This is a genomic window from Variovorax sp. P4_B10 (assembly GCF_056402375.1).
In genome coordinates this window covers 24,238-41,455 of the sequence record NZ_JBFUHN010000065.1, presented here as the reverse complement: position 1 = coordinate 41,455, position 17,218 = coordinate 24,238, and the positions used below count along the sequence as shown (strand labels likewise).

Annotated in this window: 12 protein-coding genes and 1 pseudogene; 12 read left to right on the top strand and 1 reads right to left on the bottom strand. The window is 69.1% G+C overall.

The annotated features are described in order from the left end of the window. The first annotated feature begins 6 nt into the window (after nt 1–6). The 12 genes and pseudogenes from lpdA (at nt 7) to AC1DXX_RS24830 (ending at nt 16,025) form a co-directional block, all read left to right on the top strand. Nucleotides 7–1,682, top strand: a pseudogene (gene lpdA / locus AC1DXX_RS24885) (dihydrolipoyl dehydrogenase). A gap of 9 nt (nt 1,683–1,691) precedes the next feature. Beyond that, the gene (locus AC1DXX_RS24880) at nt 1,692–2,486 is read left to right on the top strand and encodes an alpha/beta fold hydrolase (protein WP_478136887.1); all 795 of its coding nucleotides are present in this window, start codon (nt 1,692–1,694) and stop codon (nt 2,484–2,486) included. Nucleotides 2,487–2,504: 18 nt separating this feature from the next. After that, nucleotides 2,505–4,790, top strand: a complete 2,286-nt coding sequence (locus AC1DXX_RS24875; RefSeq protein ID WP_478136886.1) for an NADP-dependent malic enzyme — start codon at nt 2,505–2,507, stop codon at nt 4,788–4,790. Between the two features lie 13 nt (nt 4,791–4,803). Continuing rightward, nucleotides 4,804–5,751 (top strand): lipoyl synthase, encoded by a 948-nt coding sequence (gene lipA / locus AC1DXX_RS24870; RefSeq protein WP_478136885.1) that lies wholly within the window; start codon nt 4,804–4,806, stop codon nt 5,749–5,751. Nucleotides 5,752–5,770: 19 nt separating this feature from the next. After that, a complete protein-coding gene (locus AC1DXX_RS24865) occupies nt 5,771–7,117 on the top strand; it encodes a dicarboxylate/amino acid:cation symporter (protein WP_478136884.1) in 1,347 nt (448 codons plus the stop codon). A gap of 33 nt (nt 7,118–7,150) precedes the next feature. Next, entirely contained in the window at nt 7,151–8,485 is a 1,335-nt protein-coding gene (locus tag AC1DXX_RS24860) for an NAD(P)/FAD-dependent oxidoreductase (protein ID WP_478136883.1), read from the top strand. Between the two features lie 11 nt (nt 8,486–8,496). Continuing rightward, on the top strand, nt 8,497–9,966 hold the full coding sequence (locus AC1DXX_RS24855) for a PHA/PHB synthase family protein (RefSeq protein WP_478136882.1): 1,470 nt from the start codon (nt 8,497–8,499) through the stop codon (nt 9,964–9,966). Nucleotides 9,967–10,012: 46 nt separating this feature from the next. Then, the gene (locus tag AC1DXX_RS24850; protein ID WP_478136881.1) at nt 10,013–11,197 is read left to right on the top strand and encodes an acetyl-CoA C-acetyltransferase; all 1,185 of its coding nucleotides are present in this window, start codon (nt 10,013–10,015) and stop codon (nt 11,195–11,197) included. Nucleotides 11,198–11,239: 42 nt separating this feature from the next. After that, complete coding sequence (gene phbB, locus AC1DXX_RS24845; protein ID WP_478136880.1) at nt 11,240–11,989, top strand: acetoacetyl-CoA reductase; 750 nt, start codon at nt 11,240–11,242, stop codon at nt 11,987–11,989. A 10-nt stretch (nt 11,990–11,999) separates the two neighbouring features. Next, a complete protein-coding gene (locus AC1DXX_RS24840; RefSeq protein ID WP_478136879.1) occupies nt 12,000–12,653 on the top strand; it encodes a DUF6781 family protein in 654 nt (217 codons plus the stop codon). Between the two features lie 172 nt (nt 12,654–12,825). Continuing rightward, nucleotides 12,826–14,667 carry a sensor histidine kinase gene (locus tag AC1DXX_RS24835; RefSeq protein ID WP_478136878.1) on the top strand — a complete coding sequence of 614 codons (1,842 nt, stop codon included), beginning with the start codon at nt 12,826–12,828 and terminating at the stop codon, nt 14,665–14,667. After that, a complete protein-coding gene (locus AC1DXX_RS24830) occupies nt 14,664–16,025 on the top strand; it encodes a sigma-54-dependent transcriptional regulator (protein ID WP_478136877.1) in 1,362 nt (453 codons plus the stop codon). The genes AC1DXX_RS24835 and AC1DXX_RS24830 overlap by 4 nt, the downstream gene beginning before the upstream one ends. A gap of 330 nt (nt 16,026–16,355) precedes the next feature. Here the strand turns inward: AC1DXX_RS24830 and nadE are convergent, their stop codons facing one another. Further along, on the bottom strand, nt 16,356–17,210 hold the full coding sequence (nadE, locus tag AC1DXX_RS24825; protein ID WP_478136876.1) for an ammonia-dependent NAD(+) synthetase: 855 nt from the start codon (nt 17,208–17,210) through the stop codon (nt 16,356–16,358). Nucleotides 17,211–17,218: the final 8 nt, after the last annotated feature.

The window sequence follows — 17,218 nt, the reverse complement described above, 5'->3', positions numbered from 1 at the left end:
TCCCAAATGGCACACACGGTGGAAGTCAAGGTTCCCGACATCGGTGATTTCAAGGATGTCGCGATCATCGAGCTGCTGGTCAAGCCCGGCGAGGTCATCGCGGTCGATACCGGGCTGATCATGGTGGAGTCCGACAAGGCCTCGATGGAGATTCCGTCGAGTCATGCGGGGACGGTGAAGGAGTTGAAGGTCGCGCCGCTGCACCCTCACCCCAACCCTCTCCCGCAAGCGGGAGAGGGAGTGAAGCGGCCGGCTACGCCGGCAAAGTAGATATGGAATGCGAAGTGCTCGTGCTCGGCGCCGGCCCCGGCGGCTACTCGGCCGCTTTCCGCAGCGCCGACCTCGGCATGAAGACCGTGCTCGTGGAACGCTACGCCACGCTCGGCGGCGTGTGCCTCAACGTGGGCTGCATCCCGTCGAAGGCGCTGCTGCACACGGCCGGCGTGATGGACGAGGTGAAGCTGCTCGCCAGGCACGGCATCAAGTACGCCGCGCCCGAAGTCGACATCGACGCGCTGCGCGGCTTCAAGGACGGCGTGATCAAGAAGCTCACCGGCGGCCTCGCCGGCATGGCGAAGGCGCGCAAGGTCGAGGTCGTCACCGGCGTCGGCAGCTTCCTCGATGCGCATCACGTCGAGGTGGCGGGCGAGGGCGGCGCGAAGAAGGTGGTGAAGTTCGCCAAGGCCATCATCGCCGCGGGTTCGCAGGCCGTGAAACTGCCCTTCATGCCCGAGGACGAGCGCGTCGTCGATTCCACCGGCGCGCTGCTGCTCAAGGGCATTCCGAAGCGCATGCTGGTGATCGGCGGCGGCATCATCGGCCTGGAGATGGCCACGGTGTATTCGACGCTGGGCACGCGCATCGACGTGGTCGAGATGCTCGACGGCCTGATGCAGGGCGCCGACCGCGACCTCGTCAAGGTGTGGGAGAAGTTCAACGCGCCGCGCTTCGACAACGTGATGCTCAAGACCAAGACCGTCGGCGCCAAGACCACCCAGGCCGGCATCGAGGTCAGCTTCGAAGGCGAGAAGGCGCCTTCGGCCCCGCAGGTCTACGACCTCGTGCTCGTGGCCGTGGGCCGCAGTCCCAACGGCGGGAAGATCGGCGCCGACAAGGCCGGCGTGGCCGTCACCGACCGCGGCTTCATCAATGTCGACAAGCAGATGCGCACCAACGTGCCGCACATCTTCGCCATCGGCGACATCGTGGGCCAGCCCATGCTCGCACACAAGGCGGTGCACGAGGCGCATGTGGCGGCGGAAGTGGCGCACGGCGAGGCTTCGTTCTTCGATGCGCGGCAGATTCCCTCGGTGGCCTACACCGACCCCGAGGTGGCATGGGCCGGCAAGACCGAGGAGCAGTGCAAGGCCGAAGGCCTGAAGGTCGGCAAGGCGGTGTTCCCCTGGGCCGCATCGGGCCGCGCCATTGCCAACGGGCGCGACGAGGGCTTCACCAAGCTGCTGTTCGACGAGGCCACGCACCGCATCGTCGGCGGCGGCATCGTCGGCACGCATGCGGGCGACCTGATCAGCGAGGTGTGCCTGGCCATCGAGATGGGCTGCGAGCCCGCCGACATCGGCAAGACCATCCACCCGCATCCGACGCTCGGCGAATCCATCGGCATGGCCGCCGAAGTCTTCGAGGGGCATTGCACCGACCTGCCCCCGGTGAAGAAGAAGTAGGCCGCCGCCATGCCGCTCGCACTGGCTTTCGAGGCCCTGGGATCGGGGCCTCCGGTGGTGATCCTGCACGGCCTGTTCGGCGCGGGGCGCAACTGGACGCAGGTTGCAGAGGCGCTGGCCGCGGGCCACCGTGTCTACCTGCCCGACGCCCGCAACCACGGCGCCTCGCCATGGGCCGAGTCCATGTCGTACACCGAGATGGCGGGCGACGTGCGCGCGCTGATCGAGCGCGAGCAATTGCAGCGCCCCTTCGTGATCGGCCACAGCATGGGCGGCAAGACGGCGATGGCCCTCGCGCTCTCGCACCCGGAGGCCATCGGCGGCATTGCCGTGATCGACATCGCCCCCGAGAGCTACGCCGACCAGTTCTCGTCGTACGTGTCGGCCATGCGCAGCCTCGACATGGCCGGCGCGGCCAGCCGCCGCGAGATCCGCCAGGCGCTGGCCGACAGCCTCAGCGCCGAGGCCCCGGTCGACTTCCTGATGCAGAACCTGCGCCGGCAGAACGACCGCTTCGACTGGCGGCTGAACCTGCTCGCCACCGGGCTGTGCATGCGCGAGCTTTGCGGCTTTCCTGACGCGCTGCGCGAAGCGCGCTACGACGGACCCGCGCTCTTCGTCCACGGCGCGGAGTCCGGCTACGTACGGCCGTCGTCGCTGGCCGGCATCCGCGCGCTGTTCCCGCATGCGGAGGCCGAGCGCATCGCCGATGCCGGGCACTGGGTGCATGCCGACCAGCCCGCGGCGCTGCTGTGCGGACTGCGCGACTGGCTGGCCGATGCCGGCGCGGCCGCCCCCTACTGACATTCCCACGGAGACACCATGTCCGACGAAAAACTGCGCGAAGCCGCCCTCGACTACCACCGCCATCCCACGCCCGGCAAGATCTCGGTGAACCCGACCAAGCCGATGGCCACGCAGCGCGACCTCGCGCTGGCCTATTCGCCCGGCGTGGCCGAGGCCTGCATGGAGATCGTGCGCGACCCGGCCGAGGCGATGAACCTCACCTCGCGCGCCAACCTCGTGGCCGTCATCACCAACGGCACCGCGGTGCTGGGCCTGGGCAACATCGGTGCGCTGGCCGGCAAGCCGGTGATGGAGGGCAAGGCCTGCCTGTTCAAGAAGTTCGCCGGCATTGACGTGTTCGACATCGAGCTCGACGAGAGCGACCCCGACGCGCTGATCGACACCATCGCGCGCATGGAGCCCACCTTCGGCGGCATCAACCTGGAAGACATCAAGGCGCCCGAGTGCTTCTACATCGAGAAGAAGCTGCGCGAGCGCATGAAGATCCCGGTGTTCCACGACGACCAGCACGGCACCGCCATCGTCGCGGCCGCCGCCATCCTCAATGCGCTGCGGCATGTGAAGAAGGACATCCGCGAGGTCAAGCTGGTGGCCTCGGGCGCCGGCGCGGCGGCACTGGCCTGCCTCGACCTGATCGTGAGCCTGGGCCTGCCGATGCACAGCATCTTCGTGTCCGACAGCGCGGGCGTGGTCTACACCGGCCGCAAGGAGCAGATGGACCCGAACAAGGCCCGCTACGCGCAAGACACCTCGGCGCGCAAGCTGGCCGACGTGATCGCCGGCGCCGACATCTTCCTGGGCCTCTCGGCCGGCGGCGTGCTCAAGCCCGAGATGGTGAAGGAGATGGCGCGCGACCCGATCATCCTCGCCATGGCCAACCCGACGCCGGAAATCCTGCCGGAAGACGCGCTGGCCGTGCGCCCCGACGCCATCCTCGGCACCGGCCGGTCGGACTATCCGAACCAGGTCAACAACGTCCTCTGTTTTCCGTTCATCTTCCGCGGCGCGCTCGACGTGGGCGCGACCACGATCAACGAGGAGATGAAGCTCGCCGCGGTGCGCGCCATCGCTGAGCTCGCGCATGCCGAGATCCCCGAGGTGGTGGCGCAGGCCTACGGCGCGGTCGGCCTGCGCTTCGGCCGCGACTACCTGATCCCGAAGCCTTTCGATCCGCGCCTGATCGAGGCCGTCGCGCCCGCGGTGGCGCAGGCCGCGGTCGACAGCGGCGTGGCGACGCGGCCCATCGCCGACATGAAGGCCTACCGCCAGCGCCTGTCGCAGTTCGTCTACCAGTCGGGCAGCAGCATGCAGCCGCTGTTCGCCGCGGCCAAGCAGTCGCCCAAGCGCGTGGTCTACGCCGAGGGCGAGGACGAGCGCGTGCTGCGCGCCGCGCAGGTGGTGGTCGACGAAGGCCTCGCGCGCCCGCTGCTGCTGGGCCGCCCCGAGGTGATCGCCGAGCGCATCGCGCAGTACGGCCTGCGCCTTGCACTGGGCACCGACTGCGAGGCCGTCGACCTGCTCGACCCGGCCGTGCATGGCGATGCGGCCGAGGCCTACTACCAGCTCAAGCGCCGCGACGGCGTCTCGCGCCTGGTGGCGCAGACCGAGATGCGCAGCCGCGGCACGCTGCTCGCGGCGATGCTGGTGCGCCAGGGCCATGCCGACGCCATGCTGTGCGGCACGCTCGGCGGCTACGGCGACCACCTGCGCCATGTGCGCGACGTGATCGGCCTGCGCCCCGGCACGAAGACCATGGCCGCCATGCAGATGCTGATGCTGCCGGGGCGCCAGCTCTTCATCTGCGACACGCACGTCAACCGCGACCCCGACGCCGCGCAGATCGCCGAGATCGCGCTGCTGGCGGCCGAAGAGGTGCGCCGCTTCGGCGTGACGCCGAGCGTGGCGCTGCTGTCGCACTCGAACTTCGGCGGCTCGGACGCGGCCTCGGCCGTGAAGATGCGCGAGGCGCTCGCGCTCATCAAGGCGAGCGATCCGCAGCTCGCGGTGGAAGGCGAGATGCGCGGCGACGCGGCGCTGTCGAAGACCATCCTCGACCACGAGTTCCCGGACTCGGCGCTGGAGACCGAAGCCAACGTGCTCATCATGCCCAACGTCGATGCGGCCAACATCTCGTACAACCTGCTGCGCATGGCGGCCGGCAGCGGCATCACGGTGGGCGGCATCCTGCTGGGGGCGGCGCGCTCGGTGCACATCCTCACGCCGTCGTCCACGGTGCGCCGCATCGTCAACATGACGGCGCTGGCGGTGGTCGATGCCAACTCACACCGCAACGCGGCCTGACGACGGTGCGGCCATGAACGACACCGCAGTGCTTCACGGCCCGCAGCGCGGCGCCGCCAAGACGCGACGGATTCCGATCCGCGTGGCCGAGGCAGGTCCGGCCCTGCCCAAGCCCGACTGGATCCGCGTGCGCGTCTCGCAGAGCGAGAGCTTTCGCGAGGTGAAGCGCACGCTGCGCGAGGCCAGCCTGCACACGGTGTGCGAAGAAGCCTCGTGCCCGAACATCGGCGAATGCTTCGGCAAGGGCACGGCCACCTTCATGGTGCTGGGCGACCTGTGCACGCGCCGCTGCCCGTTCTGCGACGTGGCGCACGGCCGCCCGCAGCCGCCCGATCCGCAGGAAGCGCAGCACCTGGCCGACACGGTGGCGCGCCTGCGCCTGAAGTACGTGGTGATCACGAGTGTGGACCGCGACGACCTGCGCGACGGCGGCGCGGCGCACTTCGCCGCCTGCATCCGCGCGGTGCGCGCGCAGTCGCCCGGCACGCAGATCGAGGTGCTCGTGCCCGACTTCCGTGGCCGTGCCGAGGTGGCGCTCGACATCCTCGCGGCCGATCCGCCCGATGTGATGAACCACAACCTCGAGACCGTGCCGCGCCTGTACCGCCAGGCGCGCCCCGGTGCCGACTACCTGCACTCGCTGCAGCTGCTGCAGTCGTTCCGCGCGCGCTGCCCCGAGGTGCCCACCAAGTCCGGCCTGATGCTGGGCCTGGGCGAGACCGACGACGAAGTGCTCGACGTGATGCGCGACCTGCGCCGCCACGGCGTGGACATGCTCACCGTCGGCCAGTACCTGCAGCCGCGCCCCGGCAACCTGCCGGTGGAACGCTACGTTGCCCCCGCGCAGTTCGAAACCCTTGCGCAGCAGGCGCACGCCATGGGCTTCGCCCATGCGGCTTGCGGACCGCTCGTGCGGTCGAGCTACCACGCCGACCGGCAGGCGCATGCCGCCGGCGTCTGAAATTTTCTAGGAGATATTCGTGGACCAACCATCCGTCGCACCCAAGCCTTTCTACAAATCCCTGTACTTCCAGGTCATCACCGCCATCGTGCTCGGGGTGCTGCTGGGGCATTTCTATCCCGACACCGGCGCATCGATGAAACCGCTGGGCGACGGCTTCATCAAGCTCATCAAGATGATCATCGCGCCGATCATCTTCTGCACGGTGGTGGTCGGCATCGCCGGCATGGAAGACATGAAGAAGGTCGGCAAGACCGGCGGCCTGGCGCTCCTGTACTTCGAGATCGTGAGCAGCATCGCGCTGGTGGTGGGCCTGGTCATCATCAACATCGTGCGGCCCGGCGCGGGCATGAACGTCGACGTGAGCCAGCTCGACACCAAGGGCATCGCGGCCTACACCGGCCCCGGCAAGATGCAGAGCACCACCGACTTCCTGCTCAACGTCATTCCGAGCACGGTGGTCGACGCCTTCGCCAAGGGCGAGATCCTGCAGGTGCTGCTGATCGCCGTGATGTTCGGCTTCGCGCTGCACAAGTTCGGCGGCCGCGGCACGCTGGTGTTCGACGTGATCGAGAAGGGCTCGCACGTGCTCTTCGTGATCGTGGGCTACATCATGAAGGTCGCGCCCATCGGCGCCTTCGGTGCGATGGCCTTCACCATCGGCAAGTACGGCGTGAGCTCGCTGCTGCAGCTCGGCCAGCTGATGGCCACCTTCTATGCCACCTGCCTGTTCTTCATCTTCGTGGTGCTGGGGCTCATTGCGCGGGTGCACGGCTTCAGCATCTGGAAGTTCATCAAGTACATCAAGGAAGAGCTGCTGATCGTGCTGGGCACCTCGTCGTCCGAGTCGGTGCTGCCGCGCATGATGGCCAAGCTGGAGAACCTGGGCGCGAAGAAGTCGGTGGTCGGTCTGGTGGTGCCCACGGGCTACTCGTTCAACCTCGACGGCACCTCGATCTACCTGACGATGGCGGCGGTGTTCATCGCGCAGGCGACCAACACCGACATGACGATCACCCAGCAGTTCACGCTGCTGGCCGTGCTGCTGCTCACCTCGAAGGGGGCTGCGGGCGTGACGGGCAGCGGCTTCATCGTGCTGGCGGCCACGCTCTCGGCCGTGGGCCATGTGCCGGTGGCGGGGCTGGCGCTCATCCTGGGCATCGACCGCTTCATGTCGGAAGCGCGTGCGCTCACCAACCTGATCGGCAACGGCGTGGCCACGGTCGTGGTCGCCAAGTGGACCAACGACCTGGACACCGTCCGCATGAAGCGCATTCTGGACAACGAGACGCCGGCCGAGGCCGACGCGCCCGAGGCGGTGCTGGACCGGGTCGAGACCCAGATGCCCGCGGCCCAGCCGCGCTGAAGCGAATCGCATGCCTGTACGGAGCAGCCAACCATGAACAGCACCGTGCAGAAGCACCGCGTCGTCATCGTGGGCGGCGGGGCCGGCGGCCTGGAGCTGGCCACGCGCCTCGGCGATACGCTCGGCAAGCGAGGCCGCGCGGAGATCACGCTGATCGACAAGCACCGCACCCATGTGTGGAAGCCCAAGCTGCACGAGATCGCCTCGGGCAGCATGGACATGAGTGCGCACGAGGTCGACTACCTCGCGCAGGCGCACTGGCACCGCTTCCGTTTCCGGCTCGGCGAGCTGACCGGCATCGACCGCGAGCGGCGCGAGGTGCAGGTGGCGCCCTACATGGACGACGAGGGCCGGCTGGTCACGCCCTCGCGTGCCTTCGGCTACGACACGCTGGTGGTCGCCATCGGCAGCCTCAGCAACGACTTCGGCACGCCCGGCGTGCGCGAGCATGCGCTGCGGCTCGAGTCGAAGGCGGATGCGCAGCGCTTTCACCAGCGCATGGTCAACGCCTGCATCCGCGCGCATGCGCAGGCCACGCCGCTGCGGCCCGAGCAGCTGCACGTGGCGATCATCGGCGCGGGTGCCACCGGCGTGGAACTGGCGGCCGAGCTGCACCGCACCACGCGCGAGGTGGTCGCCTACGGGCTGGACCGGGTGGACGCCGAGAAGGACATCCAGGTCAGCGTGATCGAGGCCGCCGACCGCGTGCTGCCCGCGCTGCCGCCGCGCATGTCGGCCGCCACCGAGGCGCTGCTGCGCAAGCTGGGCGTGGACGTGCACACCTCCGCCAAGGTGGCCGAGGTGCTGCCCGAGGGCGTGCGCCTGGCCGACGGCCGCACGCTGCCGGCCGAGCTGGTGGTGTGGGCCGCGGGCGTGAAGGCTGCCGACTTCATGAAGGACATCGCGGGGCTGGAAACCAACCGCAGCAACCAGCTCGCGGTGCGGCCCACGCTGCAGACCACGCGCGATGACCACATCTTCGCCATCGGCGACTGCGCGGCCTGCGACTGGCCCGGGGCCAACGACGGCAAGGGCGGGCTGGTGCCGCCGCGCGCGCAGGCGGCGCACCAGCAGGCCTCGCATGTCGCGGCGCAGATCCGCCGGCGCTTGGGCGGAAAGGCGCTCGAGCCGTATCGCTACCGCGACTTCGGTTCGCTGGTGTCGCTCGGCGAGTTCAGCACCGTCGGCAACATGATGGGCGGGCCGGTGGGCGGCAGCCTGATGATCGAAGGCCGCTTCGCGCGGCTCATGTACGTGTCGCTCTACAAGATGCACGAGCTGGCGCTGCACGGCGTCGTCAAGGTCTCGCTCGACACGCTCGCCCGCCTCATCACGCGGCGCACCGAACCCCACGTCAAGCTGCATTGAGCAGTCACGTCATGACCACACCCTCATCCTCCTTCGACGCGGCTTCGTGGTTGCAAGCCTGGCAGCAAGGGCTGTCGCAGAGCCACACGCAGTTCAGCGCGCTGATGCGCAACGCACTGGAGATCGCGCCGCTGGACGCGCGCGCCAAGGCGCAGATGGACTTCGCATTGCGCCAGGTGATCGATGCGATGAACCCGGCCAACAGCCTCGCGACCAACCCCGAGGCGATGCAGGCCGCGCTCGACTCCGGCGGTGCGAGCCTGCTCGAAGGCGCGCGCCTCTTTCTCGCGGATGCCGCGAAGGGCCGCATCTCGATGTCGGACGACGACGCCTTCGAGGTCGGCCGTAACGTCGCGACCAGCCCGGGCAGCGTGGTGTTCGAGAACGCGCTGATGCAGCTCGTGCAGTACACGCCGTCCACGGCCAAGGTGCACAAGCGGCCGCTCGTGATCGTGCCGCCTTGCATCAACAAGTTCTACATCCTCGACCTGCAGCCTGCGAACTCGCTGGTTGCCTATGCGGTGGCGGAGGGCCACACGGTCTTCCTGGTGTCGTGGCGCAACGTGTCGGCAGAGCTGGGCCACCTGGGCTGGGACGACTACGTCGAGCAAGGCGTGCTGCAGGCGCTGGCCGTCGCGCGCAGCATCGCCCGCATCGACAAGGTCAACACGCTGGGCTTCTGCATCGGCGGCACGCTGCTGGGCAGCGCGCTCGCCGTAGCCGTAGCGCGCGGTGAGAGGCCCGCCGCCAGCGTCACACTGCTGACCGCGATGCTCGACTTCTCCGACACCGGCGAGCTGGGCCTGATGGTCGACGAGGCCATGGTCGCCACGCGCGAGGCCACCATCGGCCGCGGCGGCCTCATGAAGGGCCGCGAGCTCGCCACCGTGTTTGCCGCGCTGCGCGCCAACGACCTGATCTGGCCCTACGTGGTCAACGGCTACCTCAAGGGCAAGGCGCCATCGGCCTTCGACCTGCTGTTCTGGAACGGCGACGACACCAACCTGCCGGGTCCGATGTATTGCTGGTACCTGCGCAACACCTACCTCGAGAACAAGCTGCGCGAGCCCGGCGGCACGGTGCAGTGCGGCGTGCCGGTGGACCTGTCGCGCATCGACGCACCGGCTTTCGTCTACGCCTCGCGCGACGACCACATCGTGCCCTGGAAGACCGCCTATGCCGGCACGCGGCTGCTGGGTGGCGAGACGCGCTTCGTGCTCGGCGCGAGCGGCCACATCGCGGGCGTGATCAATCCGCCCGCGAAGAAGAAGCGCAACCACTGGGTCGGCGATCTCGCGACCGATGCCGGCGCCTGGCTCGACAACGCGCAAAGCATCGACGGCAGCTGGTGGCCCGCGTGGAGCGACTGGCTCGCCACGCATGCCGGCGCGAAGGTCGCCGCACGCCGCGTGCCGGGCAGCGCCGAGTTTCCCGTCATCGAGCCCGCCCCCGGGCGCTATGTCAAAGCCAAGGCGGCCTGAGTCCGGCCGCCGTCATTCCCTTCGCATCAACCTCAAGGAGACTCTCATGTCAGACGATATCGTGATCGTGGCCGCGCAACGCACGGCGGTCGGCAAGTTCGGCGGCGCGCTCGCCGGCACGGCTGCGCCCGAGCTGGGCGCGCACGTGGTGAAGGGCCTGCTCGAGAAGGCCGGCGTGCCGGGCGATGCGGTGTCCGAGGTGATCATGGGCCAGGTGCTCGCAGCCGGCGCGGGGCAGAACCCGGCGCGCCAGACGGTCATCAAGGCGGGGCTGCCGATTGGCGTGCCCGGCCTCACCATCAACAAGGTCTGCGGCTCGGGCCTGAAGGCCGTGATGCTGGCGGCGCAGGCCGTGAAGTGCGGCGACGCCGAGATCGTGGTGGCCGGCGGCCAGGAGAACATGAGCGCCGCACCGCATGTGCTGCCGAACTCGCGCAACGGCCAGCGCATGGGCGACTGGAAACTGGTCGACACCATGATCGTGGACGGCCTCTGGGACGTCTACAACCAGTACCACATGGGCACCACGGCCGAGAACGTGGCGAAGAAGTACGGCATCACGCGCGAGATGCAGGACGCGCTCGCACTCGCCTCGCAGCAGAAGGCGGCCGCCGCGCAGGATGCGGGGCGCTTCGACGACGAGATCCTGCCCTTCAGCATCGCGCAGAAGAAGGGCGACCCGATCGTCTTCTCGGCCGACGAGTTCGTGAACCGCAAGACCAATGCCGATGCGCTCGCCGGCCTGCGCCCCGCTTTCGACAAGGCCGGGTCGGTCACCGCCGGCAATGCCTCGGGCCTGAACGACGGCGCGGCCGCGGTGCTGGTGATGTCGGCCTCGCGCGCGGCGGCGCTCGGCCTGCAACCGCTGGCCGTGATCCGCGCCTATGCGAGCGCGGGCCTCGACCCGTCGCTCATGGGCATGGGCCCGGTGCCCGCCTCCCAGCTCGCGCTCAAGAAGGCCGGCTGGAAGGCGCAGGACCTCGACCTGATGGAAATCAACGAAGCCTTCGCGGCGCAGGCCTGCGCGGTCAACCGCGAGATGGACTGGGACACGAGTCGCATCAACGTGAACGGCGGCGCCATCGCCATCGGCCATCCCATCGGTGCCTCGGGCTGCCGTGTGCTGGTGACGCTGCTGCACGAGATGCGCCGCCGAGGCGCCAACAAGGGCCTCGCGTCGCTGTGCATCGGCGGCGGCATGGGCGTGGCGCTCGCGGTCGAACGCGCCTGACCCGGATTTCTTTCATTCACCAAGCAACGAGGAGCAAGCCAAATGAGCAACAAAGAACAAGTGGTCCTGGTCACCGGCGGCATGGGCGGCCTGGGCGAGACGATCTCCACCAAGATGGTCGATGCGGGCTACAAGCTCGCGGTGACCTATTCGCCGGGCAACAAGTCGCATGCCGAGTGGGTGGCGCAGATGGCGTCGCGCGGCTACCAGATCCTGGCCGTGCCCTGCGACGTGGCCGACTACGACTCCTGCGCCAAGGCCGTGAGCCAGGTGCAGGAGGCGCTGGGCCCGGTCGACGTGCTGGTCAACAACGCCGGCATCACGCGCGACATGACCTTCAAGAAGATGGACCAGATCAACTGGAACGCCGTGCTGCGCACCAACCTCGACAGCCTGTTCAACATGAGCAAGCAGGTGGCCGACGGCATGGTGGACCGGGGCTGGGGCCGCATCATCAACGTGTCGTCGGTGAATGGCTCCAAGGGCGCGTTCGGACAGACCAACTACTCGGCCGCCAAGGCCGGCGTGCACGGTTTCACGAAGGCGCTGGCGCTCGAGGTGGCCAAGAAGGGCGTGACGGTCAACACCATCTCGCCTGGCTATATCGGCACGAAGATGGTCACGGCCATCCCCAAGGAAGTGCTCGACAGCAAGATCCTGCCGCACATCCCGGTGGGCCGTCTCGGCAAGCCCGAGGAAGTGGCGGGCCTGATCATTTACCTGGCTTCGGAAGAAGCCGCCTTCGTGACGGGCGCCAACATCGCCATCAACGGCGGCCAGCACATGCAATGAACGGACGACCATGATTCTCAAAAACGGCATCGATCAGGTCGCGCTGATCAACAAGTTCACCGACGCCACGGCCAAGCAGGGCGAGACCATCCGCAAGACCGTGCACGAGGCCACGCTCAAGGCGCTGCAGGGCCGCGAGCTCACGCTCGCGAACATCCGGCAGGTGCTGGGCGCGGTCACCAAGGCGGCCTCGACCGGTGCAGAAGGCAGCAAGCTGCCCGCGCCCGACGTGGAGGCGCTGCTGGCCAAGGCCTTCGCGGGCATGGACGGCGCGCTGGAGCAGGCGGTGGTGGCCAACCAGCGCGCGCTGCAGCAGCTGGTCGACCAGGGCGTGAGCCTGCGCGAGACACAGCTCAAGAAGGCGCTCGGCGACATCGAGAAGATGGAAGACACGCTGTTCGCCAGCGTGCGCAAGGCGGCGCCGATGGACGGCCCGTGGAGCGGCGTTTTCCAGGCGATGCAGGGCAAGAAAACCGACACCGGCGCGCGCGCCACGGTGGCGCTCGAGCAGTTGATGGAAGACACGCACAAGAACCTGCGCGACGGCCGCGCGATGAGCCTGCGCGCTTCGCAGGCGCTGCTCGACAGCTACGCGACGCTGGCGAGCGGCGTGCTGATCGGCATGTCCGAGGCCCTGAAGCAGGGCGGCGCGGCGAAGCGATGACCCCCGCCGGCCATCGTGGGCGATACCGTGGTCACCTGCCGGGCTTTTCGCGGCAAGACCGGCGAGCTGCGCCATGCCTGAGCGGACCCTGGGCCTGAACGAAACGCTTCACGACCCGCGCCACCGGGCTGCCACTGATGCGGCCTGCGCGGCCTTGTGCAATAACGGGTTCATGACTTCACGGCAGCCGGCACTGCGCTTCGATTTGCCTTCCCACACCCCCAGACGATGGCGCGGCCTGCCGCGCTGGTGCGGTGCGCTGGCGCTGGTGGCCGCGGCCGCCTTCGCCGGCCACCACTTCGCCATGCAGAACGGCCTGGCACGGCTGCGCGATGCGGCCGACCACCGGCTCGACATGCTCGCCACCGGGCTCGATGCCGACCTGGCCCGCTTCGAGTACCTGCCCGCGCTGCTGGAGATGACGCCCATCGTCCCGGCGCTGCTCGGCACGCCCTCGGATGCGCCGCTGCGCGACGCGGTCAACCGCTACCTCGACGGCGTCAACGCCACCGCGGGTGCCGAGATGCTCTATGTGCTCGACGCCGCCGGCACCTCGCTGGCGGCCTCCGACTGGGACCGGCCCGGCACCACCGTCGGCCAGGACCTGTCGTTCCGGCCCTATGTGATCGACGCGCTGGGGCAGGGCAGGGGCCGCTTCTACGGCGTCGGCATCACCAGCCGCAAGCCCGGCTACTACCTCTCGTACGCCCTGCGCCGCGACCAGCCMACGCGCGGCGTGGTGGCCGTCAAGGTCAATCTCGAGGAGGCCGAGCGCGCGTGGCGCAAGCTCCCGGGCGACGTGGCGCTGATCGACCAGCGCGGCGTGGTGATCCTCGCCACCCGCGAAGACCTGAAGTTCCGGCCGATGCTGCCGCTCGACGCCCTGCAGCGGGCCGAGGTGCTGCGTTCGCGCCCCTACGGCGAGGCCGGCCTGCAGCCGCTGCAATGGACGCTGAAGGAGGCGCTGGCGCGCGATGTGCAGGTCATCGCGCTCGACGGCGTCGACCAGCTTGCCTCGACGCGTTCGCTGCGCGGTGCGCCGTGGCAGCTGATGGCGCTCGACGACCTGGCGCCGGTGCGCGTGGGCGCGCGCAATGCGGCCATCACCGCGAGCCTCGCGATGGCGGTGCTGCTGCTGGTGGCCGTCACGCTGTGGCAGCGCCGCCGGGCCGTGCGGCAGAAGCTGGCCAACCAGGCTGCGCTGCAGGCGGCGCACGACACCCTCGAATCGACCGTGGTCGCGCGCACCGCGCAGCTGCACGCCGCCCAGGGCGAGCTGGTGCATGCCGGCAAGATGGCGGCGCTGGGCCAGATGTCGGCCGGCGTGGTGCACGAGCTGAACCAGCCGCTCACGGCCATGCGCACGCTCTCGGAGAGCGCCGGCATCCTGCTCGACAAGAACCGCTTCGACGACGTGCGCGGCAACCTGCAGCGCATCCGCGGCCTGGTCGACCGCCTGGCACGCCTGACCTCGCAGCTCAAGACCTTCGCGCACAAGAGCGAACTGCCGCTCGCGGCGGTGCCGATGGCACGGGCCGTGGCCGATGCGCAGGTCATCGTCGCCGAGGCCACGAAGAAGAACGGCATCGCCGTCGAGGTCGATGTGCAGCCCGCGAGCCTCAGCGTCATGGCCGAGGAGGCCGCGCTGGGCAGCGTGCTCGTCAACCTGATGCGCAACGCCATCGACGCCATGCAGGCCTCACCCGCCTCGCGGCGCACGCTGCGGCTCGAGGCGCGGCCGCAGGAGGGCCGGGTGATCCTGCGCGTGAGCGACACCGGGCCGGGCATTCCGCCCGACATCCTGCCGCGCCTGTTCGAGCCCTTCGTCACCAGCAAGCCGGCGGGCACCGGCCTCGGCCTCGGGCTCGTGATCTCGGCACAATTGGTGCGGGCCATGGACGGCACGCTGCGTGCCGCCAACCTGCCGGACGGCGGCGCCTGTTTCGTCGCCGACCTGCCGGCCGCGGTCCAAACCATCCTTATTCCCACCCCCACAGGAGTGATCAACAAGTGAGCGAAGCCCCTGCCATCCGGGTGTTGCTGGTCGAGGACGACGAAGACGTCCGCATCAGCACGACCCAGGTGCTGACCCTGGCCGGTTTCGAGGTCGAAGCCTTCGCGAGCGCCGAACGCGCGCGCACGCAGATCAGTTTCGGCGTGCCGGCCATCGTGGTCTGCGACGTGCGCCTGCCGGGCCTGAGCGGCACCGAATGGCTGCGCGAACTGCACGAGGCCGACGCCGAGCTGCCCGTGATCCTGGTCACCGGCCACGGCCACATCGCGATGGCGGTGCAGGCCATGCGCGAGGGTGCCTACGACTTCATCGAGAAGCCCTTCAGCTCCGAGCGGCTGGTGGCCATCGTGCGCCATGCCATCGAGCGCCGGCAGCTTTCGCTGCAGGTGCGCACGCTGCGCGACGCGCTGGAGAACTGGAACGGCATCCAGTCGGTGCTGATCGGCCGCTCGGCGCAGATGCAGCTGGTGCGCCGCACCGTGATGACGCTGGCCGAGACCTCGGCCGATGTGCTGATCTACGGCGAGACCGGCACCGGCAAGGAGCTCGTCGCCCGCTGCCTGCATGACCACAGCGAGCGCCGCCGCCAGCATTTCGTGCCGCTCAACTGCGGCGGCCTGCCCGAGGCGCTGGCCGAGAGCGAGCTGTTCGGGCATGAGGCCGGCGCCTTCACCAGCGCCAACCGCGTGCGCGTGGGCAAGTTCGAATACGCCAACGGCGGCACGCTTTTTCTCGACGAGATCGAGAGCATGCCGATGGCGGTGCAGATCAAGCTGCTGCGCGCACTGCAGGAGCGCAGCATCGAGCGCATCGGCTCCAACAAGGCCATTCCCTTCGACTGCCGCGTGGTGGCCGCGAGCAAGGACGACCTGAAGGAAATGAGCGACCGGCAGAAGTTCAGGGCCGACCTCTACTACCGCCTCGGCGTGGCCTTCATCGAGCTGCCGCCGCTGCGCGAGCGGCGCGAAGACATCCCCCTGCTGTTCGAGCACTTCACGCTGCTGGCCGCGAGCCGCTACGAGCGCGCGGCGCCGCTGCTCTCCAGCGCCCAGCTGGCCGACCTGATGGCCTACGCCTGGCCCGGCAACGTGCGCGAGCTGCGCAACGTGGCCGACCGCTTCGTGCTGGGCCTGCTCGGCGAGCGCCTCACGCAGGCGCGTGGCACGGGAGAAGGCCTGCCCGCCCTGCCGCGCGCGCTGCCGCAGCAGGTCGAATCCTTCGAGCGCGCGGTGATCGTGGAGGCGCTGCGCAAGCACCAGGGCGACCAGCCCGCCACGGCCGCCGCGCTGGCGATCGCGCGGCAGACGCTGCACGACAAGCTGCGCAAGCTGGGCATCGCTGCGGACGAGTTCAAGTAGTGGTTGTGCGATCCGTTGGGGCTTTGTTCGGGGTGCTGCTGTTCAGGGCGCGCTCACGCCGACGGTGTGCTCTGCTCCGCGAATGTCCCCCGGCGCGGCCTAGGGCCGCATGCCTCCTCCTTTATTTCGCTGCGCAGAGCACACCATCGGCGTGATCGCTCAGAGCACTGGTTGATCGGCCGCAAACCGGCAGCGTGCCCCCGTGCACAGGGCACCGGGTGCTCCCCGCAGCGAAACAAAGGAGGAGGGGCGAAAGCCGAAGCGGGGGACATTCGCGGAGGGGAGCACCCGGTGTCCTGTGCACGCACCCCGAATGGACCCCGCGTAGCGTCAGCCGCCCGCCGCGAACGGCGGCTCGACCGGCAGCGCGCGCTTGTGCCCGCTCTTGCGGTGCGTGGCCAGGATGACCGCGCGCGCCGCGGCCGACACCGGCTTGCCTTCGAGGAAGTCGTCGATCTGTTCGTAGCTCACGCCGAAGGCGTCTTCGTCGGGCTTGCCCGGCACCAGCGATTCGAGGTCGGCGGTCGGCACCTTGTAGACCAGCGCGTCGGGCGCACCGAGCAGCTGCGCCACGGCGCGCACACGGCGCTTGTTGAGGCCGGTGAGCGGCGTGATGTCGGCCGCGCCGTCGCCGAACTTGGTGAAGAAGCCCATCAGCGCCTCGGCCGCATGGTCGGTGCCGATGACGATGCCGTCGTGCGCGCCGGCCACCGCGAACTGCGCGACCATGCGCTGGCGGGCCTTGATGTTGCCGAGCACGAAGTCTTCGTGCGCCGCGTCGCGGAACGCGAGGTCGCCGGCCTTCAGCGCGGCGAGCATGCTGTCGGCGGCGGGGCGGATGTCGACGGTGATCGTGCGGTCGGGCTTGATCACGGTGAGCGAGCGCTGCGCTTCGTCCTCGTCCTTCTGCACGCCGTAGGGCAGGCGCATCGCGATGAAGGTGGCGTCATACCCTTGGGCGCGCAGCTTCTCGACGGCGCGCTGCGCCAGGCAGCCGGCGGTCAGCGAATCGACCCCGCCGCTGATGCCGAGCACCAGCGTCCTGAGGCCGGTGCTGCGCAGGTAGTTCGCGAGAAAGTCGGTGCGCCGTTCGAGCTCCGATGCGGCATCGAAGACAGGCGCAACATGCAGCGCCGCGATGATCTCGCGCTGCGCGGCATCGACAGGGGACAGTTCGTGATTCATGGATGACC

What these genes read in the sequence shown, in the direction of transcription:
- AC1DXX_RS24855 (WP_478136882.1), top strand. Translation starts at nt 8,497, where the DNA reads ATGACCACACCCTCATCCTCCTTCGACGCGGCTTCGTGGTTGCAAGCC.
- AC1DXX_RS24860 (WP_478136883.1), top strand. Translation starts at nt 7,151, where the DNA reads ATGAACAGCACCGTGCAGAAGCACCGCGTCGTCATCGTGGGCGGCGGG.
- AC1DXX_RS24840 (WP_478136879.1), top strand. Translation starts at nt 12,000, where the DNA reads ATGATTCTCAAAAACGGCATCGATCAGGTCGCGCTGATCAACAAGTTC.
- lipA (WP_478136885.1), top strand. Translation starts at nt 4,804, where the DNA reads ATGAACGACACCGCAGTGCTTCACGGCCCGCAGCGCGGCGCCGCCAAG.
- AC1DXX_RS24850 (WP_478136881.1), top strand. Translation starts at nt 10,013, where the DNA reads ATGTCAGACGATATCGTGATCGTGGCCGCGCAACGCACGGCGGTCGGC.
- phbB (WP_478136880.1), top strand. Translation starts at nt 11,240, where the DNA reads ATGAGCAACAAAGAACAAGTGGTCCTGGTCACCGGCGGCATGGGCGGC.
- AC1DXX_RS24875 (WP_478136886.1), top strand. Translation starts at nt 2,505, where the DNA reads ATGTCCGACGAAAAACTGCGCGAAGCCGCCCTCGACTACCACCGCCAT.
- nadE (WP_478136876.1), bottom strand. Translation starts at nt 17,210, where the DNA reads ATGAATCACGAACTGTCCCCTGTCGATGCCGCGCAGCGCGAGATCATC.
- AC1DXX_RS24880 (WP_478136887.1), top strand. Translation starts at nt 1,692, where the DNA reads ATGCCGCTCGCACTGGCTTTCGAGGCCCTGGGATCGGGGCCTCCGGTG.